Annotated in this window: 21 protein-coding genes, 1 tRNA gene and 1 pseudogene; 17 read left to right on the top strand and 6 right to left on the bottom strand. The window is 52.7% G+C overall.

Annotated elements, in window-relative coordinates:
- The first annotated feature begins 167 nt into the window (after positions 1-167).
- Genes arnB through arnF form a run of 7 tightly spaced genes read left to right on the top strand, consistent with a single transcriptional unit; the run spans position 168 to position 7630 of the window.
- Complete coding sequence (gene arnB, locus Q3A88_RS02570) at positions 168-1316, top strand: UDP-4-amino-4-deoxy-L-arabinose aminotransferase (RefSeq protein WP_317177350.1); 1149 nt, start codon at positions 168-170, stop codon at positions 1314-1316.
- Positions 1309-2292, top strand: coding sequence for an undecaprenyl-phosphate 4-deoxy-4-formamido-L-arabinose transferase (arnC, locus tag Q3A88_RS02565; RefSeq protein ID WP_039503106.1), 984 nt, complete (start codon positions 1309-1311; stop codon positions 2290-2292). Before arnB ends, arnC begins: the two co-directional genes overlap by 8 nt.
- The gene (gene arnA, locus Q3A88_RS02560; protein ID WP_317177349.1) at positions 2289-4322 is read left to right on the top strand and encodes a bifunctional UDP-4-amino-4-deoxy-L-arabinose formyltransferase/UDP-glucuronic acid oxidase ArnA; all 2034 of its coding nucleotides are present in this window, start codon (positions 2289-2291) and stop codon (positions 4320-4322) included. The genes arnC and arnA overlap by 4 nt, the downstream gene beginning before the upstream one ends.
- Positions 4319-5212, top strand: a complete 894-nt coding sequence (gene arnD, locus Q3A88_RS02555) for a 4-deoxy-4-formamido-L-arabinose-phosphoundecaprenol deformylase (RefSeq protein ID WP_110162134.1) — start codon at positions 4319-4321, stop codon at positions 5210-5212. The genes arnA and arnD overlap by 4 nt, the downstream gene beginning before the upstream one ends.
- Positions 5213-5229: 17 nt before the next feature.
- Positions 5230-6900, top strand: coding sequence for a lipid IV(A) 4-amino-4-deoxy-L-arabinosyltransferase (gene arnT / locus Q3A88_RS02550; RefSeq protein ID WP_110162135.1), 1671 nt, complete (start codon positions 5230-5232; stop codon positions 6898-6900).
- On the top strand, positions 6897-7238 hold the full coding sequence (gene arnE, locus Q3A88_RS02545; RefSeq protein ID WP_039497627.1) for a 4-amino-4-deoxy-L-arabinose-phosphoundecaprenol flippase subunit ArnE: 342 nt from the start codon (positions 6897-6899) through the stop codon (positions 7236-7238). The genes arnT and arnE overlap by 4 nt, the downstream gene beginning before the upstream one ends.
- Positions 7238-7630, top strand: a complete 393-nt coding sequence (arnF, locus tag Q3A88_RS02540; protein WP_110162136.1) for a 4-amino-4-deoxy-L-arabinose-phosphoundecaprenol flippase subunit ArnF — start codon at positions 7238-7240, stop codon at positions 7628-7630. Before arnE ends, arnF begins: the two co-directional genes overlap by 1 nt.
- A 29-nt stretch (positions 7631-7659) precedes the next feature.
- Here arnF and Q3A88_RS02535 read toward each other — a convergent pair whose 3' ends face one another.
- The 3 genes from Q3A88_RS02535 to Q3A88_RS02525 all read right to left on the bottom strand — a co-directional run bounded on the left by Q3A88_RS02535 (position 7660) and on the right by Q3A88_RS02525 (position 11494).
- Positions 7660-8745 (bottom strand): ABC transporter ATP-binding protein, encoded by a 1086-nt coding sequence (locus tag Q3A88_RS02535; RefSeq protein WP_317177348.1) that lies wholly within the window; start codon positions 8743-8745, stop codon positions 7660-7662.
- 2 nt (positions 8746-8747) lie between these two features.
- Positions 8748-10325 carry an iron ABC transporter permease gene (locus Q3A88_RS02530; protein WP_317177347.1) on the bottom strand — a complete coding sequence of 526 codons (1578 nt, stop codon included), beginning with the start codon at positions 10323-10325 and terminating at the stop codon, positions 8748-8750.
- A gap of 152 nt (positions 10326-10477) precedes the next feature.
- Positions 10478-11494 (bottom strand): iron ABC transporter substrate-binding protein, encoded by a 1017-nt coding sequence (locus tag Q3A88_RS02525; RefSeq protein ID WP_180785139.1) that lies wholly within the window; start codon positions 11492-11494, stop codon positions 10478-10480.
- Between the two features lie 500 nt (positions 11495-11994).
- Between Q3A88_RS02525 and Q3A88_RS02520 the strand changes: the two genes are divergently transcribed.
- Positions 11995-12318 carry a PTS lactose/cellobiose transporter subunit IIA gene (locus Q3A88_RS02520; RefSeq protein ID WP_010280285.1) on the top strand — a complete coding sequence of 108 codons (324 nt, stop codon included), beginning with the start codon at positions 11995-11997 and terminating at the stop codon, positions 12316-12318.
- 101 nt (positions 12319-12419) lie between these two features.
- On the opposite strand, the gene Q3A88_RS02515 is transcribed toward Q3A88_RS02520, so the two are convergent.
- Positions 12420-12860 carry a cupin domain-containing protein gene (locus Q3A88_RS02515; RefSeq protein WP_205566328.1) on the bottom strand — a complete coding sequence of 147 codons (441 nt, stop codon included), beginning with the start codon at positions 12858-12860 and terminating at the stop codon, positions 12420-12422.
- Between Q3A88_RS02515 and Q3A88_RS02510 the strand changes: the two genes are divergently transcribed.
- The 9 genes from Q3A88_RS02510 to Q3A88_RS02470 all read left to right on the top strand — a co-directional run bounded on the left by Q3A88_RS02510 (position 12859) and on the right by Q3A88_RS02470 (position 22125).
- The gene (locus Q3A88_RS02510; RefSeq protein ID WP_317177346.1) at positions 12859-13053 is read left to right on the top strand and encodes a hypothetical protein; all 195 of its coding nucleotides are present in this window, start codon (positions 12859-12861) and stop codon (positions 13051-13053) included. The genes Q3A88_RS02515 and Q3A88_RS02510 overlap by 2 nt on opposite strands.
- Positions 13054-13182: 129 nt before the next feature.
- Positions 13183-14076, top strand: a complete 894-nt coding sequence (locus Q3A88_RS02505; RefSeq protein ID WP_317177345.1) for a LysR family transcriptional regulator — start codon at positions 13183-13185, stop codon at positions 14074-14076.
- A 90-nt stretch (positions 14077-14166) separates the two neighbouring features.
- A complete protein-coding gene (locus tag Q3A88_RS02500) occupies positions 14167-14553 on the top strand; it encodes a hypothetical protein (protein ID WP_317177344.1) in 387 nt (128 codons plus the stop codon).
- Positions 14554-15521: 968 nt separating this feature from the next.
- Positions 15522-16658: a D-alanyl-lipoteichoic acid biosynthesis protein DltD gene (locus tag Q3A88_RS02495; protein WP_317177381.1), complete on the top strand. Its 1137-nt coding sequence runs from the start codon at positions 15522-15524 to the stop codon at positions 16656-16658.
- 129 nt (positions 16659-16787) lie between these two features.
- A complete protein-coding gene (locus Q3A88_RS02490) occupies positions 16788-17906 on the top strand; it encodes a membrane-bound O-acyltransferase (protein ID WP_110162142.1) in 1119 nt (372 codons plus the stop codon).
- The gene (locus tag Q3A88_RS02485; protein ID WP_110162143.1) at positions 17903-19336 is read left to right on the top strand and encodes an AMP-binding protein; all 1434 of its coding nucleotides are present in this window, start codon (positions 17903-17905) and stop codon (positions 19334-19336) included. The genes Q3A88_RS02490 and Q3A88_RS02485 overlap by 4 nt, the downstream gene beginning before the upstream one ends.
- 17 nt (positions 19337-19353) lie before the next feature.
- On the top strand, positions 19354-19575 hold the full coding sequence (locus Q3A88_RS02480) for an acyl carrier protein (protein ID WP_010300175.1): 222 nt from the start codon (positions 19354-19356) through the stop codon (positions 19573-19575).
- 241 nt (positions 19576-19816) lie between these two features.
- Complete coding sequence (locus tag Q3A88_RS02475; protein WP_317177343.1) at positions 19817-20695, top strand: TauD/TfdA family dioxygenase; 879 nt, start codon at positions 19817-19819, stop codon at positions 20693-20695.
- On the top strand, positions 20692-22125 hold the full coding sequence (locus Q3A88_RS02470) for an FAD-binding protein (protein ID WP_317177342.1): 1434 nt from the start codon (positions 20692-20694) through the stop codon (positions 22123-22125). The genes Q3A88_RS02475 and Q3A88_RS02470 overlap by 4 nt, the downstream gene beginning before the upstream one ends.
- Before the next feature lie 127 nt (positions 22126-22252).
- On the opposite strand, the pseudogene Q3A88_RS02465 reads toward Q3A88_RS02470, so the two are convergent.
- Together Q3A88_RS02465 and Q3A88_RS02460 are read right to left on the bottom strand one after the other, a co-directional pair.
- Positions 22253-22345: pseudogene (locus tag Q3A88_RS02465) on the bottom strand (AbrB/MazE/SpoVT family DNA-binding domain-containing protein); the annotation flags it as partial.
- 210 nt (positions 22346-22555) lie between these two features.
- Positions 22556-22632 (bottom strand) — tRNA-Arg (locus Q3A88_RS02460).
- Between the last annotated feature and the right edge of the window lie 380 nt (positions 22633-23012).

The following is a 23012-nucleotide window of genomic DNA, read 5'->3' as shown; positions in this document are numbered from 1 at the left end:
AGTTCATTTTTGCATTGTAATTAATTATGTCTTTTGGCCGTTTTATCATGTCGTGCCGTTTATCTGTGGTTTTATGATTATCGCAATAAATTAAGGTTGGCTTAAGGCTTCGTTATTTAGACTGCGGAATGATGATTTCTCGCCATTATTTATTTTGGGAATACGTTATGACGGATTTTTTGCCTTTTTCCCGCCCGAACATGGGCGAAGAGGAAATTGCTGCCGTGGCGGAAGTATTACGATCCGGCTGGATAACCACGGGGCCGAAATGTCAGCAATTAGAGCAGGCGTTTTGCCAGCGAATCGGGTGTCGACAGGCGATTGCGGTCAGCTCGGCGACGGGCGGCATGCACGTCACGCTGATGGCGCTCGGTATTGGCCCCGGCGACGAGGTGATTACGCCGTCTCAGACCTGGGTTTCAACCATCAATATCATCACGCTATTGGGCGCGGAGCCAGTGATGGTCGACGTGGATCGGCATACGTTGATGGTGCGACCGCAGGATATTGAGGCGGCTATCACACCGAAGACCAAAGCGATTATTCCCGTGCACTATGCTGGCGCTCCGGCCGATCTGGCGGCGCTTCGTGCGCTCAGCGAGCGCTACGGCATCCCGCTGATTGAGGATGCGGCGCACGCCGTGGGTACGCAATATCGTGATGAATGGATCGGCGCGCGCGGAACGGCCATTTTCTCGTTTCATGCGATTAAGAACATCACCTGTGCGGAAGGCGGCATGGTGGTGACGGACGACGAAGCGCTCGCCGAGCGCATACGCAGCCTGAAGTTTCACGGGCTGGGCGTGGATGCGTTCGACAGGCAGTTGCAGGGGCGTAAGCCACAGGCCGAAGTGGTGACGCCGGGGTTTAAATACAATCTAGCGGACATCAATGCGGCGATTGCGCTGGTGCAACTGGATAAACTCCCGGCGATCAACGCCCGCCGTCAGCAGCTTGCGGCGCGCTATCTCACCCAACTGCGCTCGCTGCCGCTCCAGCCGCTGGCTGTTCCTGACTACCCCCATCTGCACGCCTGGCATCTGTTTATGGTGCGCGTGGATGAAACGCAGTGCGGCATATCACGCGATGATTTGATGGTGGCGTTGCAGGCACACGGTATTGGCACCGGGCTGCATTTCAGAGCGGTGCATACACAGAAATATTACCGTGAGCGCTATCCCCACTTGCACCTGCCGGCAACGGAGTGGAATTCGGCGTCGCTGATGACGCTGCCGCTGTTCCCCGATATGCAGGACAGCGATGTCGATCGCGTCGTCGCGGCGCTAACCTCGATTCTGGAGTCTGTTCGTGATTGATGACATCAAAAATGTTTCCGTTGTGATTCCCGTTTATAACGAAGAAGAGAGTTTGCCTGTGCTGATCGAACGCACGCTGGCGGCCTGTCAGAAGATCGGTAAACCCTGGGAAATTATTCTGGTCGATGACGGCAGCAGCGATCGTTCGGCGGATCTGCTGACCGAAGCGGCGAGCGATCCGGAAAAGCACATTATCGCCGTGCTGCTGAACCGTAACTATGGCCAGCACTCAGCCATCATGGCGGGATTCCAGCAGGCGGTGGGCGATGTGATTATCACGCTGGATGCCGATTTGCAGAACCCGCCGGAAGAAATCCCGCGGCTGGTGGAGTATGCCGCACAAGGGTATGACGTGGTCGGCACCGTGCGGGCAAACCGGAAAGATTCGCTGTTTCGCAAACTGGCCTCGAAAACCATCAACATGATGATCCGGCGCTCGACCGGGAAATCTATGGCGGATTACGGCTGCATGCTGCGCGCGTATCGTCGCCACATTGTCAGCGCGATGCTGCGCTGTCACGAACGCAGCACCTTTATTCCTATCCTTGCCAACACCTTCGCCCGGAAAACCATCGAGATCGATGTGCTGCACGCCGAGCGTGAATTCGGCACGTCCAAATACAGCTTTCTGAAGCTGATTAACCTGATGTACGACCTGCTGACCTGCCTGACGACGACGCCGCTGCGCATACTCAGTCTGATTGGCAGCGTCGTTGCGCTGTCGGGCTTCCTGCTGGCGTTGCTGTTGATCGGCCTGCGTCTGTTTTTCGGTGCGGAATGGGCGGCAGAGGGTGTGTTCACGCTATTTGCCGTGCTGTTCATGTTTATCGGCGCGCAGTTCGTTGGGATGGGGCTCTTAGGGGAATACATCGGCCGTATCTATACCGATGTCCGTGCCCGGCCACGCTATTTTGTGCAAAAAACAGTGAGTGCGGCAACGCCACTGGCTACCACTTTACGGGATGAAGAAGAATGAAAGCGATCGTATTTGCCTACCATGATATCGGCTGTGTCGGCCTTGAGGCGTTAAAGCTCGCGGGCTATGAGATTCAGGCGGTGTTCACGCACAGCGATGCGCCGGGCGAGAACCACTTCTACGCCTCAGTGGCGAAAGCGGCTGCCGAGATGGATGTGCCAGTGTTTGCGCCAGAAGACGTTAACCATCCGCTCTGGGTGAACCGCATTCGGGAACTGGCGCCGGATGTTATTTTTTCCTTCTATTACCGTACGCTATTAAGCGATGACATTCTCCAGCTACCGTCGTTTGGCGCATTTAATCTGCACGGTTCACTGCTGCCGCGCTATCGCGGACGTGCGCCGGTGAACTGGGTGCTGGTGAACGGCGAAACGCAGACGGGCGTGACGCTGCACAAGATGGTATCTCGCGCCGATGCCGGCGATATCGTCGCCCAGTCCGTGGTGGCGATTGATGAGGAAGACACGGCGCTGACGCTTCATGGCAAATGTCGTACCGCTGCTGCCGCGCTGCTGGCGCAGCAACTGCCGCTGATTCGCTCACGTGAGATTACGCTGACGCCGCAGGATGAGAGCCGTGCCAGCTATTTCGGACGTCGCACGGCGGTAGACGGGCTGATCGACTGGCAAAAAAGCGCCTGTGAGATTAACAACCTGATCCGCGCGGTGACGGAACCGTATCCGGGCGCGTTTACGTTCCTCGGTGAGCGCAAAGTGATTATCTGGCGTGCTCGTGTAGTGAAGGTTAATCGCGTTAAAAGCAACGATGTGGGGGTCAATGGGGTGAAGCAGGAACCGGGCGCGATCATCTCGACATCGCCGCTGGTGGTGTCCTGTGGTGAGGATGCGCTTGAGATCGTCAGCGGGCAGAGTGAAGCCGGACTGTATATGTCAGGCAGCCGGCTGGCGGCGGAAATGGGCATGGTGCCACAGGCGAAACTGGGTAACCTCGCCAGCCGTGTGCAGCGACGCCGCACGCGCGTGCTGATCCTCGGCGTGAATGGTTTTATTGGTAACCACCTGACCGAACGCCTGTTGCGTGACGATCGCTATGAGATTTACGGGCTGGATATCAGCTCGGATGCCATCGCCCGTTTTCTTGGCGATCCGCGTTTTCATTTTGTGGAAGGCGATATCAGCATTCATAACGAATGGATCGAATACCACATCAAGAAATGCGATGTCATTTTGCCGCTGGTGGCGATTGCCACGCCTATCGAATACACCCGTAACCCGCTGCGTGTGTTTGAACTGGATTTTGAAGAAAACCTGAAAATCGTGCGCGACTGCGTGCGCTACAACAAACGCATTGTCTTCCCGTCCACTTCAGAAGTGTACGGCATGTGTGATGACAAAGAGTTTGATGAAGATACCTCACGTTTGATTGTCGGGCCGATCAACAAGCAGCGCTGGATCTACTCCGTGTCCAAGCAACTGCTGGATCGGGTGATCTGGGCGTACGGTGCGAAAAACGGCCTGCGCTTTACGCTGTTCCGTCCGTTTAACTGGATGGGGCCGCGTCTGGATACGCTGGATGCGGCACGCATCGGCAGCTCCCGTGCGATTACCCAACTGATCCTCAATCTGGTGGAAGGATCGCCGATCAAGCTGGTGGACGGCGGGGCGCAGAAGCGCTGCTTTACCGACATTCACGACGGCATTGAAGCGCTGTTCCGCATTATTGAAAACCGCAACGGCCAGTGCGACGGGCAGATCATCAATATCGGTAATCCGCATAATGAAGCCAGTATCCGCGAGCTGGGTGAAATGTTGCTGACCAGCTTTAATGCGCATCCGCTGCGCGACCACTTCCCGCCGTTCGCCGGGTTTATTGACGTGGAAAGCAGCAGCTATTACGGCAAAGGCTATCAGGATGTGGAGCACCGTACGCCGAGCATTCGCAACGCCAAACGCCTGCTGGCATGGGCGCCGACGGTAAAGATGGATCAAACCGTCGCGGAAACGCTGGACTATTTTCTGCGTACCGTCGACCCTCAGCACACTGCTGACGCCAAGGATGCGCAGGGATGACGCGTGTTGGCCTGCGGATAGATGTTGATACCTGGCGCGGTACGCGGGACGGCGTGCCCGCGCTGCTAAATGTACTGGCAGAGTTCGATATTCAGGCGAGCTTCTTTTTTAGCGTCGGACCGGACAACATGGGGCGTCACCTGTGGCGTCTGCTGCGTCCACGCTTTTTATGGAAGATGCTGCGCTCCAACGCGGCCTCGCTCTACGGCTGGGATATCTTGCTGGCTGGCACCGCATGGCCTGGGCGTCGTATCGGTGAACGATTTGGCTCGTTAATCCGCCAGACGCACGACGCAGGCCATGAAGTCGGGCTACATGCCTGGGATCATCATGGCTGGCAGGCGAATGTCGCCCGCTGGTCGGATGCTCAGTTGGCTGCGCAGTTCCGTGAAGGAATGGATGTGCTGACGTCGATACTGCCATTGCCAGTGCGCTGTTCCGCCGTGGCTGGCTGGCGAGCTGATTCGCGCGTTGTTGAGATGAAGCAGCGCTGGAATCTGGACTATAACAGCGATTGTCGCGGCACCCGACCTTTTCGACCGCGCCTGGAAAATGGTGAGTTGGGCACCGTGCAGATCCCGGTCACCTTGCCGACCTACGATGAAGTCATCGGCGAGCGCGTGAGCGACGGCGAATTTAACGACTTTATTCTTGAGGCGATCCAGCAGGATCGCGGCGTGCCGGTCTACACCATCCATGCGGAGGTTGAAGGTGGCGCGAAGCTGGCGCAGTTCCGTCAGCTGCTGCTTCGCGCCCGCCAGCAGCACATCGAATTTTGTCCACTTTCCGCCTTACTGCCTGATGACCCCGCTACGCTGCCCGTCGGGCGGATTGAACGTGCGCCGTTTCCCGGACGGGAAGGGTGGCTTGGCGTACAAACGGAAGAATAAATAAAGCAGGAGATAGCATGGAAAAAGGCATGATAAAGCTGAAAAGCACCGTGATATTGGTGTTATTTGCTTTGCTCTACCTGTTGCCGCTTAACGGTCGCTGGCTGTGGTCACCGGACGAAACGCGCTATGCGGAAATCAGCCGCGAGATGCTTCAGCGCGGCGATTGGATCGTGCCGCATTTGCTGGGTATTCGCTATTTTGAGAAACCTGTTGCGGGCTACTGGATGAATAACATTAGCCAGTGGCTATTAGGTCATACCAATTTTGCCGTGCGCTTTGCCGCGGTATTTTCTACTGGGTTGAGCGCGCTGCTGGTGTTTTGGCTGGCGCTGTTGCTGTGGAAAAACCAGCGTACCGCGCTGCTGGCGGCGACGATCTATCTGACCTCGCTGCTGGTGTATGGCATTGGCACCTACAGCGTGCTCGATCCGATGGTGACGCTCTGGATGACGGCGGCGCTGTTCAGCCACGTGCTGATTCAGCGCGCCACGCTGACGCGCGAACGGCTCGTGGCCTGGGGGCTGATGGGGCTGGCCTGCGGCATGGGATTCATGACCAAAGGCTTTCTGGCACTGGCCTTGCCGGTCATCAGCGTGCTGCCGGTGGCGCTGGCGCAAAAGCGGATTAAGGAATTGCTGCTGTTCGGGCCGCTGGCGATTGTCGTCGCGGTATTGATAAGTGCGCCGTGGGCGCTGGCGGTGCATGCGCGAGAAGCCGATTACTGGCACTACTTCTTTTGGATTGAGCATATCCAGCGTTTTGCGGAAGACGATGCCCAGCATAAAGCGCCGTTCTGGTATTACCTGCCGGTGCTGATGGTCGGCGCATTCCCCTGGCTTGCGCTGCTGCCGGGCGCGTTGCGCAGCGGCTGGAGCGAACGAAAAGCGAACCCGGAACGGTTCCTCCTGCTGTACTGGATGGTGATGCCGCTGCTGTTTTTCAGCATCGCTAAAGGCAAGCTGCTGACCTACATTCTGCCGTGCTTTGCGCCGCTGGCGCTGCTGATGGCGGCGTGGATTTCCGGGCTGGCCCCAGCGGTACGTGAACGTGTATTGCGCATCAATAGCTGGCTCAACATCGCCTTCGGCAGCGTACTGGCGCTCGCCGTTGCCACGCTGGGCCTCGGCATCATCGTGCCGCATTTCTATCAACCGGGAGAAGGGCTGACCATCGTCTCGGGCGTCGTCTGCTTTATCGGCTGGATTGCCTTTGCCGCTGTTAGCCTGAGAAAGCCGCGATCGTGGGGCTATCTGGTGGCGGGTTGTCCGCTATTTCTGGCACTGCTCGTTGGCGGGAGTATTCCGGCGAGCGTGGTCGATTCAAAGAACCCTCAAACCTTTATTCGTAGCCATCAGCCGTTGCTGGAGGAGAGCCGCTATGTGCTGAGCGATGAGGTTGGGCTGGCGGCCGGACTGGCGTGGGAGCTGAAACGCAGTGATATCACTTTATTCAAGGCGCGGGGCGAATTGAACTACGGGCTGGACTACGCCGATTCCACTGACCGCTTTGTGGATGAGGGCGCTTTCCCGACCTGGCTTGCGGAGAAACGGCGTAGCGGAAATGTCGCACTGGTGCTGAAGGTCGATAGGGATACCGATGAGGAATACCGCAGTCTGCCTGCCCCCGATCAGCTGAAAAAATCGCACCGCTACGTGCTGTTGTTTTATAAGCAGATAGCGCCATGAGTTATCTACTGGTGGCTATCGTCTGCCTGCTGACCAGTCTGGGACAGCTGTGCCAGAAACGGGCAGCGGAGTGCTGGCGGCGTTTACCCACAGATCGGCGTCGACGCGTGACGCTGGGGTGGCTGATGCTGGCGGCTTTGCTGCTGGGTATCGGGCTGCTGCTGTGGCTTGTGGTGTTGCAGCATATCCCGCTCGGCGTGGCGTATCCGCTGCTGAGCATCAATTTTGTGTTGGTCACGCTGCTGGCGCACTATGGGTTTGGCGAACGTGTGGACAAACATCACTGGTGGGGCATTGCGCTGATTGTCACCGGTATCTATCTGATGCAGGGGGGATGATGGCGAAAATGGGCTATGTCTGGGCGCTTGGCAGCATTGTGCTTGCCAGCACCGCGCAGGTGTTAATGAAAAGCGGGATGCTGGCGCTGCCGAGCATTTCCCTCGCGCACTGGCCGTCGCTCAGCACGTTGCTGGCCGGCTGGCCTGCGGTTGCGGTGCTAATCGGGATGCTCTGCTACGGGCTATCGATGGTGTGCTGGTTCATGGTGCTGCGCTATCTGCCGCTAAGCCGCGCCTATCCGCTGATTAGCCTGAGCTACGCGGTGGTTTATCTGGCGGCGGTTTTCCTGCCGTGGCTGAACGAACCGATGAGCCTGCGGAAAAATCTCGGCGTCCTGATTATTCTACTGGGCGTCTGGCTGGTGAGTCGTAACGCGCAGACGGCGCGATAAGCCGCCTGCGCGTGCCGTAACGATTGATGTTACTGACTGAAAACGTGTGCCGCGCCATTCACCGTCAGACTGACCTGCTGGCCGACGGCAAAAGCAGCGTGGCTGACGGTTTTCAGTTCAATGATGTCGGCTGTTGCGTGGTGGACGTGCAGCGTCAGCGTCGAGACGAAGCCGGAAAAATCAACTTTACGGATGGTTGCGCGAACGGTTGCTGTGCTATTTGCCTCATTACTATCAACCTTATCGTTATTAACCTTATCGTTATTAACCCCGGCATCCTGAATCGCGATCTGTTCTGGTCTGAGCATGATTCTTGCCTTCCCGCTTGCGGTTGGGCGATCTACCGCGATGCGCCCAAGCAGACAGTCAGCCTGACCGCCGTCGATCTGTGCATCAAGAATTAGCGTTTCGCCGAGGAAGGTCGCGATGTCCTCATTGGCAGGTTGGTGGTAAAGCGCCCACGGCGAGCCGGATTGCGACAGTTGGCCGTCGCGCATGACGACAACGTGGTCAGCAAAGGACAGTGCCTCTCCCTGATCGTGAGTCACCAGAATCGATGCCACATTAGCCCGCTGCAATACGTCCATCACCGCTTTACGGGTGGAGGCACGCAGGCCGGTATCCAGCGCGGAAAAAGGTTCATCCAGCAGCATTAATGCAGGGCGCTGCGCCAGCGCGCGAGCCAGTGCAACGCGCTGCTGCTGACCGCCGGAAATCTCATGCGGCGAGTGCTTCTGCAAATGCGCCGGAAGGGACACCAGCGCCATCAACTCATCCACGCGCTTTTGCTTTTCTGCCTTCGACCCTTTGAGCCCAAATGCAATGTTGTCCGCGATGCAAAGATGCGGGAATAGTGCGCCGTCCTGCGGTACGTAGCCGATTCTGCGCTGATGGGCAGGAACGGAAAGCCCGTTACCGCAGAGCGTCTGCCCGTTCAGCGTGATGACACCGCTATCTGGTTTTTCAAACCCGGCAATCAGGCGCAGTAGCGTGGTTTTCCCCGAACCAGACGGGCCGACAATCGCCGTGCGGCGGCTGTTTTCTAACGTCAGATGAATGTCAGACAGCACGGTGCGCCCGTTAAAGCCTTTACTGACGTGATGAAGTTCTAACATGATTACAGCCCCGCCATTTTTTGTGATTGCGTGTAGAGAAACCAGGTCCACGGCAGCGATAGTAGGACCAGAATCAGCGCGTAGGGCGCCGCCGCCGGATAATCGATCTCACTGGTAAGCGCCCAAAAACCAGTCGCCAGCGTGCGGGTGCCGTTGGGAGCCAGCAGCAGCGTGGCGGTCAGCTCGTTAACGATCGCCAGAAAGACGAGCGTTGCCCCGGTAGCAACGCCGGGTGCGGCCAGCCGAACGGTCACAGTCATTAGCGTCTGCAACGGCGAACGCCCCAGACTCGCAGCGACCTGCTCCAGCTCCACCGGAGCCTGTGCGATACCGGCGCGTAGATTAACCAGCGCCCGTGGCATAAACATCAACAGGTAAGCCAGTAGCACGGTAAATTCAGTCTGGTAGAGCGGCCTGATGAGGTGAATCGTGGTGGTCACCAGCGCCAGCGCGACGACGATACCCGGCAGAGAGCTGGTAATGTAATTGCACCCTTCCAGAAACCGATACAGGCGGCTGGGGTGGCGAATTGTCAGCCAGGCCATCGGGATCGCCGCCAGCGTTGTCAGTGCGGCACCGCTCAGCGCCAGCATCATGGTCTGGCGAAAGGCATCCAGCAGTTCGCGGCGCTGCCACACCTCCCAGCCTCCAAACCACAGCCAGCGAGACAGCGTAATAAAAGGCACGCCGAGCGTCAGCAGCACCAGCGTCGCCAGTAGCAGCAAAGCCAGCAACAGCGGAAGCAGCGACAGGCGTACCAGCGTGACAGCCTGCGGCGCGCCGGAACCGACATGGGCATAGCGCGTGACGCCGCGCACGCGGGCATCCGCACACAGCAGAAACAGGCACAGCAGCGCCAGCACGCCAGCCAGCATGTTAGCCGCCGGACCATTAAACGTTGACTGAAACTGATCGAAAATCGCGGTGGTAAAGGTATCGAATCGGATCATGGCGAACAGACCATATTCCGCCAGCAGATGCAGCGCAATCAGCAGCAGCCCGCCGCCGATAGCCAGCTTTAGCTGCGGCAGTACCACGCGGAAAAATACGGTCACGGGAGGCACGCCCAGCGTAGCCGCGACATCTTCCAGCGCAGGATTCAGCCGTCGCAGCGTCGCTGCACAGGGTAAATACACAAACGGCAAATAGGCGACGACGGATAAAAACACGCCAGCTGGCAGACCATGCAGGCCGGGCGCGGTCGTGATCCAGGCATAGCTTTGTACAAATGCGGGTATTGCCAGCGGCGCGGTGAGCAGCAGGGACCACAGGCGTCGGGCGGGCAGGGTAGTACGTTCCGTCAGCCAGGCCAACAGCACGCCGAGCACCGTGCAAATCGGCAGCGTCAGGATAACCAGCAGCACCGTGTTGGTAAGTAGTTCGCCGACGCGAGGGCGCAAGAGCAGCGCACGCGCCGTTTCCCAACCGGTATCAATACTCACGCCAATCACAAAGCCCAGCGGAATAAACCCCAGCAGGGATAGCGTTAGGGCGATGAGGGTCAGCAACGCGGCTGGCTTGCGTAATGGCGGAGAGGGGGCGATGAACGGGGTGGTTTCGCTGTAGCTAACGTTTGTCATACGGCCTGTAGCTGCCTCGTCAGGACGATATTTTAAGACGGTGAAGCCACGCTGAGCGGGCATTCGGGTAAGGATTCATCAGGGCGCGCACGCCCTGATGAAAGGGGGTTATGACATCAATATGCTATAACCCATGCGCAATAATCTGTGCGTTACAGCAAGCCAGCTTGCGTCATCAGATCCACGACTTTTTTGCTGTTGAGCTTGGCGGCATCGACTTTCGGCGCATCCAGATCTTTCAGCGGAACCAGTTTGTCATTTGAGGCCGCGTTGACGCCAACGGCGTACTCAAAGGCATCGTTGGTGCGCAAGATCTCCTGACCGGATTTGCCGGTAATCCATTTAATGAAGGCCTGTGCGTCTTTCGCATGTTTGCTGGATGCCAGCACGCCGCCGCCGGAAATGCTGACGAACGCACCCGGATCTTTATGCTTGAAGTAGTACAGCTTCGTGTTGTTACTGTTTTCGCCCGTTTTAGCCTGATCGACAAAACGGTAATAGTGATAGATCACACCGCTATCAATCTGGCCTGCGTTCACGGCTTTCATCACCGTGCTGTTACCTTTGTAGGCGGTGAAGTTCTCTTTCATGCCTTTCAGCCACGCCTGTGTGGCTTGCTCACCCTTCAGCTCCAGATAGGCGCTGACAATGGCCTGAAAATCTGCACCGGATGGAGACGCAGCCCAGCGGCCTTTCCATTCAGGCTTCGCCAGATCGGCTAAGGATTTCGGCAGTTGAGCGTCGGTAAATTTGGTCGGATTGTAAACAAAGACGGTGGAGCGTGCGGCAATCCCGATCCAGCGGCCGTGGGATGGACGATAGTCAGACGGCACCTGAGCAAGGGTAGCGTTATCCAACTGAGCAAAGAGATTGGCGTTATCGACCAGCACCATTGACGGTGAATTCTCAGTCAGGAACACATCGGCAGGGGAGGATTTCCCTTCCTGCACCAGTTGGTTGCCCAATTCGGTGTCGCTGCCATTGCGCAACGTCACCTTGATGCCAGTTTCTTTGGTAAAACCGTCAACCCAGGATTTCACGAGGTTTTCATGTTGGGCATTGTAAATCACAATCCCTTCATCGTTTTCTGCTGCGGTGGCCGATGCGCTGAGAGCCAAACCGGAAGCGAATAAAACGGCTGAACTCAGCAATCCAAAACGAAGCTTCATAGTATTTACCCTTATTAATACCTGTCGTGTTTGCGTATGGCTGGCTTACATGGGAAGCCCTGCGTCACTCACGATAGCTACGCGATTTTAGCGACACAGGCCGATAGGTAGCGGCAGTCGACGATGGATTTTACATATCGATAATAATAATGATAGTTATTATTATTTCGCATTCTTAAGGTTAAATTAAGGTTCTGGTGAGTGTGATCTTTCAGTCATCATTTTATTTCTAGGTGTGTCGAGGTATGAATTTGTATGCATCTATCGTCTAAAAAATAGGCTGATGTCTCTATGAAATTTATTTCATCGGAAATGAGACATAACGTCATGATTTACAGAAACAAATCCTGATTGATCATCTATATTTACTCTGCAGGCTGTGAGTAGCGATACAACAAATGCACCGTACTTGCTTCGGTGTCACGTGCGCTTGTCTGCAATTTGGGGTTAATTGACCGACAAAAAGGTGACACAGCAACTGATATTCGGGGGATGGAAAAATGGATGTAGAAACGCGGATGATTGAGCTTATCGTTAAATCTGGCGAAACACGTTCCTGCGCAATGGAAGCACTGAGATCCGCTCGTCGAGGGGAGTGGGATCACGTCGATGAATTATTAAAAATGGCGGCGGTGGCGCTGAACCGGGCGCAGTTGATCCAGACCGGATTTATTGGCAACCAGAGTAAGGAAAAAGCCAATATCGAACTTATCGTGGTGCACGCGCAGGATCATCTGATGAATGCGATGCTGTGCCGTGAGCTGGCTGAAGAGATTATTGAACTCAGAAAAGAGGTCTCTGGCGTCAATCTCCACATGCGCTAGCCGCATCGCGGAGCACAGGAAAAAGCCATTCAGTTTCACGCTGAGTGGCTTTGCTGTTTCTACCCGTCGCTATTTTTGCTTATAGCGGCGTTCTCCTTATGCTATTTCCCGTTTCCGTACTGCTCGTCGCTGACTTTTTCCAGCCATTCAACCGGGCTGCCATTAAGTGATTCGGCAATGGCAATGTGCGTCATCGCGGTTTGTGCCGTCGCGCCGTGCCAGTGTTTTACGCCTTCGGGTATCCAGACGATATCGCCCTGATTGATTTCCTGAATCTCGCCGCCCCATTCCTGAAGCCAGCCCCGACCCTGTGTGACGATCAGCGTCTGACCGAGCGGATGGGTATGCCATGCCGTGCGGGCACCGGGTTCAAAGGTGACGGTCGCGCCACCAACCCGAGCGGGTGCGGTGCTCTGAAAGGGCGCGTCGATACGTACGTTGCCGGAAAAATAGCTTTCCGGGCCAGGTTGGGACGGGTGTGAACCACTGCGGGTAATTTTCAATTTTTCCTCCGTTCCGGCAATCGCAGCCGAAGCTAACATGGATAACATCACGACAGAGGCGATAAGTCATCTCATGGAAAGCGTAGCTGTTATTGAAGAATTTGTAGTGATTGAAAGATTCGCTGTGATTGAACCATTCAGGGTTGCTGAAAGATGGAAGACAGCGGCTGTGCAAAACGTTACTGCGATTTACGGAGAAGCACCAGAGGACAAAACCAGCAAGCGGCTATGAATTATATTCATTAATTACGCCGTGCAATGCGGGGATGTTATGTCCCGCTGCTGATTTTTAGCGTGGCTTCATTCGTGATCGACCGTTTCACATGGACATCATTCATGACACCACTCTTCGGACACTCTGATGTTAAAAGAAAATTTTAATGACCTCATTTCGTTCCTTGTGGTGGCAAGAGAACGCAGTTTTACTAAAGCGGCGGCGAAGCTCGGGCTTTCCCAGTCGGCACTAAGCCATTCGATTCGCGGCCTTGAAGAGCGGCTTGGCGTGCGTTTGCTGACCCGAACCACGCGCAGCGTCGCACCGACGGAAGCGGGAGAGAAGCTGGCGCATAGCCTCGGCCCGCATTTCGCGGATATTGAAAGCGAGCTGGTGGCGCTGGGCGACATGCGCGAACGGCCTGCGGGAAATATTCGTATCACGGCGGGGGAGCATGCGGTTGATTCAATATTATGGCCGGTGTTAAAGCCATTTTTGGCGAATTATCCCGATATTAACGTCGACATCACGGTGGATAATACCTTAGCCGATATTGTTCTCGGCCGCTTTGATGCGGGCATTCGCCTGGGAGAACAGGTGGAAAAAGACATGATTGCTGTGCGTGTCGCACCGGAAATGAGCATGGCAGTGGTCGGTTCCCCGAACTATTTCGCTCGTAATCCTGCCCCCGCGACGCCACAGGATTTGCAGCATCACCGCTGTATTAACCTGCGTCTACCGACGATGGGCGGCATCTATGCATGGGAATTTGAAAAAAACGGTCGGGAAATCAAGGTCCGTGTTGAGGGACAGCTGACCATGAATAGCCTGCGCCAGCGGATCGACGCGGCACTCATCGGGCTCGGTCTGGCCTATGTACCGGAAGATTCGGTGCGAGATGATATTGCCAGCGGGCGTCTGATGCGGGTGCTAACGGAATGGTGTCCACCGTTCCCCGGTTACTACCTGTATTATCCCAGCCGCAAGCAGCACACCACTGCCTTCTCACTGTTTGTGGAAGCGCTGCGCTACCCGCGTTAGGATTGGGTTATTGGGCTGTAAGTCAGGCGATTAAAAAGCGTTTGAGATAATCGGTTCCACTGACAAATTTTGAATATTCAAGGAAATGAAATGTGTTCTGATAATAATGACGCGCTTTTAGCGATTTTTTCTGGTGAGTTTAGCGTTAGCGACGATGCCTGGACGTTGGATGCCGTGCGGTGGGGTTTTGTTGAGAAGAAAAAGATTATCGCCAGCTTGAAAGGGAAAATGGGGAGCGGCCCGTTTAGTGCAGAGATCGAGCTATTATGGCGGGAAGAACTCAAAGACTATTTCGGCAGAGGCGAAATTACCTATGATAATTATCGACCGGAATACAAAACTAATGGTTTCGCAATAAAAATAATGGCATCAGATATTTATATAGAAGATGATGTTTGCGTTATTGACGATGCTGAATGGCTGGAAAATGGCTATCCATATTCATTTTATGGCGATCTAGAACGGGCCGCGAATTGAAGGGAATAGCGGCCATTTTTAATAATGACCGCTACTTTTATATCCTTTCTGTGTTGGTTTGCAGTTAGCACGATTGAATTCTACTCGTTATGGAAAGGTAATATGAAAATGGCACAACTCTCGCCCCAATAATTTGAGGTTTTTACATCCTGCCATTCTACATTTCTCTGAGTCAAACCCGCCGTGCGCAAGGATGCAAAGGTGTACTTTAGCTGCCTTTACTTCTTTATCTGAAGGTAATGACTTGGCATCCTGAGTCTTTAATGCGAATAAGGGATAAGGAGATTGTTCTGGGGCACACTCGATGTACCATGCTTGCCCACATTCCGCACAGCGATACAGGGATTCCGTGTAATCAAGCTGCGGTTCGAAATACTCACTATCCGGTGTTTCAAAATGCCGATTGTGAGTTAATGTATTCGAAAAACGGAAACTGTGCCACCAACTGTCGAGTTCAACCACACTAGTGGGAAGTTCTTTGCAATTACACATAGGCTTAGTATTGAATTTAATCGTGCAATAGTAGCCTTATAAAATATGGAAGGCATACCGAGTGAATAAATGAGAACGCATGTTTATTAAGTTAACATTAAGAGAATGGTTTGTCAGATGAAATAAAAAGGAAGGCTGGGATGATGCTATTCGTACTTATTCATCGTACCAAAGATTCTTGAATGCTATCATCTCTGAAATCACTAACAAATCTGAGCACTCGGGGGCTGTCAACAACCCTTTACTACCGCATATTCAGGCGGCGTAGATGATAATGACGGCCTGAAAACCCTTCTCCTGTCTGGTTTTCAGGCTGATTATTGTGACGGACATAAACACTGTACATACCGTTACACAGCAACGCTCATCATCGGCGATAAGCCTGGTATATAATCCAAAAATACAGGGGACGATTTACTGTGAAGATAAAAATTCACAAATTTCAAACAATAAATATCATGTAGCCTTACTTTATGATGAAAATCAAAAATACTCTCTGCCTACATATCCTGATGGCTACCCTTGCCATCCTGTTTCTTAGCGTTCCCCCGCTGGTGAAGAGCGTTGATCCGGCGCTGACATTCCAGCCTCTGATTAACACGATGGAAGGGACGGCAAAAGAACAAAAGGAAAAGATAGCCACCATTTCCCATGCATTACAGGGAAATGCGATTTTCTTTCTCGGGGCTTCCGAGGTTTCTACATCTGAAGATGAACATTACGCAGTATATAATTACTTTAATAACCAACTACACCGTCCGGTCGTGGCCTATGGCGATAGCTATGTGGATAGCGTCACGCATTTTTTGCTGCTTTCGCGTTTTAAAAATGAGCTTAACGCGAACAGTAAAGTTGTTTTACTGCTGGCACCCGATAGCTTTTATTCAGATGGTATTCCGCCGGCCATTTTTGCCAACAATTTTCCCGCATCTATTTTTGATCCGCTGATGCAGGATGACCAGACGCGTCCCTTTTTGGTCAATTACTTACAACATATCGATAAAGAAGAGATAAGCCATTTAACGTTCGGCCAAATGAAGGTCTATGGTTGGGATCCACAAATTATCTGGCAGGAAGTGAGTTATCAATTTGCTAATTTTTGTGAGCTGATAAAAAACTATTGGCTGTCGATGCTGCGTATTATCTCTCAGCCGACACAACCGTGGCCGCATCAGCCAATCGCCAACATGACGCCAGACTGGAGTCGCGAGTTAGATCAGGCTCGCGTGCTGAACCAGTCCCGTGAGCAAAGTGCAGACACTCTGTGGATGGATAAGTCTGTTTTTGCAGACGATCCAACGCGGGAAGAGTGGGATGACGCGCCGATTGTTCCGGCGCAGATGGAGGCATTACGAGCGACGATCAAACTGCTGAAGGCGAGTAACGCCCAGTTTGTGGTCATTGTCGATCCGATTAATCCGTGGGCGATTAAGAATTCCGAGAAATTCCAGCCAGTGGATAGCCAGATCAGATCGATGCTGGAAGAGAATCAGGTTCGCTATTTTGATATGTATGCGCAGCCTTATCAGAACGGTTGGAATTGGGATCGCCTGCACCCAACCGATCCGGCATGGGTCGCGATGGATCAATTTATTGCAGAGAGTTTTAAATGATGAAAACTGCCATTCGCCTTTTTTTCCTTTATCTCTTTCTGGCAGTCACCATCGTCGCGTGGACGTCTGTTGATGAAAGCATGAGTTTAAAAGTGCATTTTGAATATCAAAAATTCTGAAGGATGAATAATGTATAGTTCCGGGGCATTTTTTTTCTTTCTGTTTTCATCCGCGTTACTGTTTGCGCTGGTTAATCGCGTATTCCGTTATCGGCTGACGTATTTATCTGCCTTCTCCGTATTGGCGTTATTCGGCTGGGGATATATTTTCCAGGGGGACTACGTTGTTCCCGTGGCGGTGTTCCTGAGCTTTTATCTTCTCGTCACCTTAAAAGAGAAAGGCTGGTTAAAAACCTGGCAGGCGGTCAGCCTGACGCTGCTGCCGTTGTTTTTGGTGAAATTACACCTTAATAACCACTGGGGCATGATCGGCCTGTCCTTTATGACCTTCCGCGCCATTGATGTCCTGCTTTATCGCAGTAAGAAAGATGGCCAGAATTTCCTGCACTACTTCTGCTACCTCTTTATGCCTTTTATTATTCTGGCTGGTCCGATGTATCGCTGGCGGACATGGGTTAATGACATTAATAAACCGGTCTTCACGCTGACCCGTGAACAGTTTTTAGTGGCGATGGAGCAGATTTTTACCGGCATTATTCAGAAGTTCTTATTTGCCATGCTGATCAATAATCTGGTGATTGAGTCGTGGAGTCAGCGCCCGTTTACGTTAAGCGTGGGTGTCGTGATGTCGCTCGCCTACAGCGCCTACCTTTATTTTGATTTTGCTGGCTACAGCAATATGGCTATCGGGGCGGGGCGCTTATTTGGCCTGAATATTCCGGCGAATTTCAATATGCCTATTCTGGCGAAAAACCCGCAGGATTTCTGGCGACGCTTCCACATCAGCCTGTCTGAATGGTTGCGGGATGTGGTCTTTATGCCGATTTATATGAATCTGATGAAGCTCGATTTTTTCCGACAGAACAAAACGTTGGCACAGAATATTGGCATCTTCTGCACCCTGTTTTGTATGGGGGCATGGAACGGGCTTGAACGACACTATGTCATTAGCGGCGCACTGTTTGGCGCCATTTCCGTTGCCCACAACATGCTGCAGTGGTCAGCCAAACGCAGTCCGGCGCTGAGCAATTGTCTGCATCATCCGGTTATTGCGTTCATCGGTCGAATTCTGACGCTGGCAAGCGCCGCGGCCTCCCTCTACATCTTTAGCGGAATGTCCCCACTATGAACCTTCACTCTGAACTTCAGGAACTACAAGACTTCCTCCGTGCGGCATTACTCGACCCCGCGAACCCAGATCAGTTGGCGATTACCGGTAGCGATAACGCGATGACCTGGCAGCAGCTCTCCGTCGCCGTGACAGACTGGTCGCATCGCTATCAGCAATGTCGGCAGCCTGCTGGTCCGCCAGTGGTGTTATATGGGCATCAGCAGGCGGAGTTTGCCGTGGCGATCTATAGCTGTCTGCTGCATAACATCCCGTATATTCCGGTGGACTGCATCTATCCTCAGGAGCGGCTTAACGAGATTTGCCACCTGGCGAGCGCCCCTTATTATTACGATGTGGCGACCCGACAGTTCATTGCGACCGGTGAGGAAGGGCAGGCGCTGGTCGAGCAGGATCTCGCCTATATTATGTTTACCTCCGGCAGTACCGGAAAGCCGAAAGGGGTGCAGATCGGGCGCGAAAGCCTGTGGCACTTTATGAAGTGGGTACGTCAGGACTTTTCGCTGCCAGACGTGCCGGTGCTGATGAACCATGCAGTGTTCAGTTTCGATCTCTCTTTGATCCCGCTGCTGGCGAATCTGGCAACGGGAGGGCATATCGTCCTGAATGCGAAAGAGGATATTGCGGCAGAAAACTGGCTCGATCGCCTGAAAGACAACGGCGTTTCTGTCTGGGTGTCAACGCCCTCTTTCGCCTACCAGAGGCTGCTTTCTCCCCAGTTCAACAGTGAATATTTACCTGAACTTAACGTCTTCGTATTCATTGGCGAAGTGCTAAACAAGGCGCTGGTCAAACAGTTACGCCGCCGTTTCCCGCATGCCAAAATTCTCAACTCCTATGGCCCAACGGAAGCGACCATCGCAACTACCGTTATCGAAATCACCGATGAAATCCTGCACAGTGAAAACGATCTGCTGCCGGTAGGGGCGATGATGCCGGACTCCAGAATGGAAATTACGTCTGAGGGCGAACTGATCATTTGGGGCAAAAATGTGATGCGTGGCTACCTTGGGCTGGCGAAAGAAAATGCGGAGAAATTGCTGCATCGGGAGAGCGAAGCGTTCCGGGGCTACAGAACCGGCGACCTGGGCTACGAGGACGGACTGCTATACTGTCAGGGTCGCAACGATAGCCAGATCAAACTGAATGGCTACCGGATTGAAATCAATGAGATTGAAAATCGTCTGCTGGCGATATCCGACATCAGCGAAGCGGTGGTTCTGCCGTTGATGAAATCGGGCGGTGGTGTTCTGCGCATCGCAGCGTTCTGTGTGACGAACTTAGCGCCAGAAGCGATTAAAACATCGCTCTCGAAGGTGATTCCGCCTTACATGGTGCCTTCCCAAATTATTATAAAAGATGCGTTGCCGCTTAACCCTAACGGCAAAATTGATCGTAAACTGCTGGACAGCCATGCCCGAACGATCTAATGACTCAGGAAAAAATGATGGAACAAGAAATACTCGCGCTGTTTGAAAAGATCTTATCCCGTAAAGTGGGCTTTAACGACGAGCTGATTGAGTCCGATATTCTCGACTCTATTCTGGCGGTCGACTTGGTGCTGGAAGTGCAGGACGTTTACGGCTGCGTGATCCCGCCAACCGAAGTCGCCACCGTTCTGAAAACCCCAGCGGATTTGGCTCGCTACATCGAAGAGAACCGCGGCTAAGCCTGAAACGGCGACGGTTTTTTCTCGTTATTTAAAGACCCCAGATAGGTTTATCTGGGGTTTTTTAATTGGGGGGAGTATCAAGGTCCATTACATCATTAGATTTTAGTGAAAAGAGGAGGGCAGTGATTCTCTATTCAAACCCTCCTAATTATTAAAATTGTATCCGTGGTGTTGAATATTTGTTGCCGATATTATCTGAAAAGATCTTTCAACAATGGATAATACACGGAGACGTAAAATGGACGCATTCACTTTAGAAGATCGCTTTGATTATCAGCCTTTAACTCATTCCCAAGGTGATACCTGTCATTTTGGTGTGCGTATTGAGCCTAAACAGTCAGGCGTGCATATTGGTGAATTATCACCTACCTGGCTGCGTACATTAGTAGAGAACGAACAATTAGTGGTACTGCGGGGCTTTGATAGCTTTACGAGTGCAGAAAATTTAACAACATACTGCGCAGCCATTGGTGACATTATGCAATGGCCATTTGGTGCCGTGTTGGAGCTGGTTGAACAACCCGATGCCACCGACCATATCTTTGCTAATAACTATGTTCCCTTGCACTGGGACGGCATGTACCTTAAAACCGTGCCTGAACTACAAGTCTTTCAATGCGTCTCAGCCGTTGGCGAAGGGCAGGGTGGGCGAACCACGTTTTCGAGTACCACCACGGCGTTACGTCTGGCGTCACCCGAAACCAAAGCGCTGTGGCAGCGTGCCACAGGTCAGTATCAGCGCGCCGTCGAGCTATACAGCAGCACCGCGCAGGCTCCTATTATCGAGCAACACCCCTACCGCACGTATCCCGTCATTCGTTTTTGTGAGCCACCGATTGCTGGTGATAAAGAATTCTTGAACCCATCCACTTATCACTTCTCCGGTATTGAACCTGAAGAGCAAGAGCAATTACTTAGCAGCTTGCAACATGCCTTATATGATCCACGGGTTCAGTATGCTCACCAATGGCAAAGCGGCGACATTGTCATAGCAGATAACTACTCGTTATTACATGGTCGTGAATCTTATGCCAGCCAGAGTGGCCGTCATCTGCGCCGAGTGCATATCCATGCTAAACAGCCGCTGACTAACCCACATTTGGTGCAGCCGTCATGAAACCACAGCATGTTGATCTCATGATTATCGGCGCCGGGCCCGTCGGGCTGGCCTGCGCCTATCTTGCTCAGCTGTCAGGTTTAAGCACTGTCATTATCGATAAATCATCAGGGCCGCTAACGGTAGGGCGTGCTGATGCACTAAACGCCCGTAGTTTGCAACTGTTTGAAATTATGGGTTTATTCGACGAGCTTTATCCCTTAGGCAAAACCTGCAATACCAGCTCAGTCTGGTCAAAAGGTAAATTTATTTCACGCCAATCTACCTGGTGGGATGCTTTAGACGGCTGTTTCCACAAGCATTTTTTAATGATTGGTCAGGCTTATGTAGAACAAGCGCTCGATAATAAGCTCACCGAGCTAAAGAGTGCCGTGCGCCGTAATACTTCTGTGGAAGATATTGTGCTGGAGGATGACGGCTGCCTCACCACGCTCACCAGCGGTGAGACCGTGCGCTCCCAGTATTTGATTGGTGCAGATGGTTCACGATCGTTTGTGCGCCAACACTTTGCTATCCCGTTTGAGATCACTCGACCACAAATTACCTGGGCAGTGATTGATGGCGAAATAGAAACTGATTTCCCAAAAGTACCGGAAATTATTGTTTTCCAGGCAGAAACCGCCGATGTTGCCTGGATACCACGTGAAGGTAAGATTGATCGTTTCTATATCCAGATGGAGAGTGAGGACTTCACGCAACAGCAGGCGATAGATAAAATTAACCATGCTCTGCAACCACACCGCCTGCAATTCAAGTCGATTGAGTGGTACTCACAATTCTCGGTTAAAGAGTCTGTAGCAGAACACTATATCCTTGAAAATAAATTATTTATCGCTGGCGATGCGAGCCATATTCACTCGGTAAATGGTGGGCAAGGGCTAAATACCGGATTGGCCGATGCATTTAACCTCATCTGGAAAATCGCGATGATTAACCATCATCATGCGCCTCAAACGCTATTACAGAGTTACGAAACGGAGCGAAAAGCGGTCGCGCTGGAAGTGGTAAAAACGTCAGCGGAACTCGTGCGTTCAACCAAAACTTCAGAGACGGGCACCCATGCCGATGACTACGTCAAGATTGTCGAAAAACGTGCGGGTTACATCACGGGGATGGGCGTTCGCTATGGAACCGACGGGCGTGTTGGCGAAAGGCTGCATGATTTTATGTGGCGTGATTCTCAATCTAGTCAGTCAGGCAGAATTTACTCACATTTAAATTATCGCAATTACAGTTTGCTCATCATCGGCGCGGCGGCTGTCCCTGCATCACTGCCTGATATCGTCAATATTCTGCACGTTGAAACGGGAAGTAGCCCCTATTCCGATCAATATCTTTTAGTGCGGCCAGATGGCTATATAGCCGCCACCGCTCCTCTCGACCAACCTTCAGTCATCAGTCATTACTTTAGCGACTGGCGAGTTCAATAGCATAAACGTTGCCGGCTCAGTGATGTTGCGCTGAGCTGGTTTTATTTTGTCGGGCAGGGTGAAAATGCAGATATTGATATTGAGTAGATACTTAATCATCAGAATCTTCCCTGATCTGTTCGTCAGATTACTCCCTTGTGCTCATAAAATCAGACGTAACCCCGTTCCCTTCAAACCCACTGTCCCAGCTTTCACCTGCCGGAGTGATGATACGCGTGCGCCAATCGCGACGATGTCGGCATACGCTGGCTGTTGGTATAAGAATTCATTGAACGGGCTTGTACCATCACTTATACCAACAAATCCTACTTGATGTATGGAGATGTCGGTAGAGTCTGGTTGACTGAAAGTGAAAGCAGCGAATTTTTAGCTAATTCACTGAATTTTAGGCATAAAAAAAGACGTCGGTTGACGTCTGTTTACTTCGAAATGGTACGCCCTACAGGGCTCGAACCTGTGACCTACGGCTTAGAAGGCCGTTGCTCTATCCAACTGAGCTAAGGGCGCATTTCAAAAAGAAATGGCTGTTGCTTGTTACAACAGTGGGCTGGATTATACCCACACGTCCCAGTGAGTCAACGGGTTGGCGCTGGATTTACGCTATACGGTGAATCCCTGTACAACTTTGGTGAATGTCGCTTTCTCAGGTGTGACTTTTTTGCACAATTGCGAGCCTTGTCCACATGAACTACACATAGCAATGAAAATTTCAGTTTTATCTGCTAGATGCGTTCAGTAATTCTTTTCAAGTTATGAACGGACGTATTCTGCGTTCTGCGCTGTTGGTACACTATGCCCGCATTCGTGGGTTTTGGATGAGTGTGGGCTGCTTTCACGTGCCGGGTTTGCCGCTCGGCTATTTGTGGATCCGCTATTTTGTCGAACTT

It is taken from the genome of Pectobacterium sp. HCp5_1, assembly GCF_032905925.1.
Classification (GTDB): domain Bacteria; phylum Pseudomonadota; class Gammaproteobacteria; order Enterobacterales; family Enterobacteriaceae; genus Pectobacterium; species Pectobacterium brasiliense_A.
This window is presented reverse-complemented; position numbering and strand designations above follow the sequence as displayed.

Excerpts from the sequence above, each read along its gene's own strand:
- arnB (WP_317177350.1), top strand. The coding sequence starts at position 168 with ATGACGGATTTTTTGCCTTTTTCCCGCCCGAACATGGGCGAAGAGGAA.
- arnA (WP_317177349.1), top strand. The coding sequence starts at position 2,289 with ATGAAAGCGATCGTATTTGCCTACCATGATATCGGCTGTGTCGGCCTT.
- arnD (WP_110162134.1), top strand. The coding sequence starts at position 4,319 with ATGACGCGTGTTGGCCTGCGGATAGATGTTGATACCTGGCGCGGTACG.
- arnT (WP_110162135.1), top strand. The coding sequence starts at position 5,230 with ATGGAAAAAGGCATGATAAAGCTGAAAAGCACCGTGATATTGGTGTTA.
- arnE (WP_039497627.1), top strand. The coding sequence starts at position 6,897 with ATGAGTTATCTACTGGTGGCTATCGTCTGCCTGCTGACCAGTCTGGGA.
- arnF (WP_110162136.1), top strand. The coding sequence starts at position 7,238 with ATGGCGAAAATGGGCTATGTCTGGGCGCTTGGCAGCATTGTGCTTGCC.
- Q3A88_RS02535 (WP_317177348.1), bottom strand. The coding sequence starts at position 8,745 with ATGTTAGAACTTCATCACGTCAGTAAAGGCTTTAACGGGCGCACCGTG.
- Q3A88_RS02530 (WP_317177347.1), bottom strand. The coding sequence starts at position 10,325 with ATGACAAACGTTAGCTACAGCGAAACCACCCCGTTCATCGCCCCCTCT.
- Q3A88_RS02525 (WP_180785139.1), bottom strand. The coding sequence starts at position 11,494 with ATGAAGCTTCGTTTTGGATTGCTGAGTTCAGCCGTTTTATTCGCTTCC.
- Q3A88_RS02520 (WP_010280285.1), top strand. The coding sequence starts at position 11,995 with ATGGATGTAGAAACGCGGATGATTGAGCTTATCGTTAAATCTGGCGAA.
- Q3A88_RS02510 (WP_317177346.1), top strand. The coding sequence starts at position 12,859 with ATGGATAACATCACGACAGAGGCGATAAGTCATCTCATGGAAAGCGTA.
- Q3A88_RS02515 (WP_205566328.1), bottom strand. The coding sequence starts at position 12,860 with ATGTTAGCTTCGGCTGCGATTGCCGGAACGGAGGAAAAATTGAAAATT.
- Q3A88_RS02505 (WP_317177345.1), top strand. The coding sequence starts at position 13,183 with ATGTTAAAAGAAAATTTTAATGACCTCATTTCGTTCCTTGTGGTGGCA.
- Q3A88_RS02500 (WP_317177344.1), top strand. The coding sequence starts at position 14,167 with ATGTGTTCTGATAATAATGACGCGCTTTTAGCGATTTTTTCTGGTGAG.
- Q3A88_RS02495 (WP_317177381.1), top strand. The coding sequence starts at position 15,522 with ATGAAAATCAAAAATACTCTCTGCCTACATATCCTGATGGCTACCCTT.
- Q3A88_RS02490 (WP_110162142.1), top strand. The coding sequence starts at position 16,788 with ATGTATAGTTCCGGGGCATTTTTTTTCTTTCTGTTTTCATCCGCGTTA.
- Q3A88_RS02485 (WP_110162143.1), top strand. The coding sequence starts at position 17,903 with ATGAACCTTCACTCTGAACTTCAGGAACTACAAGACTTCCTCCGTGCG.
- Q3A88_RS02480 (WP_010300175.1), top strand. The coding sequence starts at position 19,354 with ATGGAACAAGAAATACTCGCGCTGTTTGAAAAGATCTTATCCCGTAAA.
- Q3A88_RS02475 (WP_317177343.1), top strand. The coding sequence starts at position 19,817 with ATGGACGCATTCACTTTAGAAGATCGCTTTGATTATCAGCCTTTAACT.
- Q3A88_RS02470 (WP_317177342.1), top strand. The coding sequence starts at position 20,692 with ATGAAACCACAGCATGTTGATCTCATGATTATCGGCGCCGGGCCCGTC.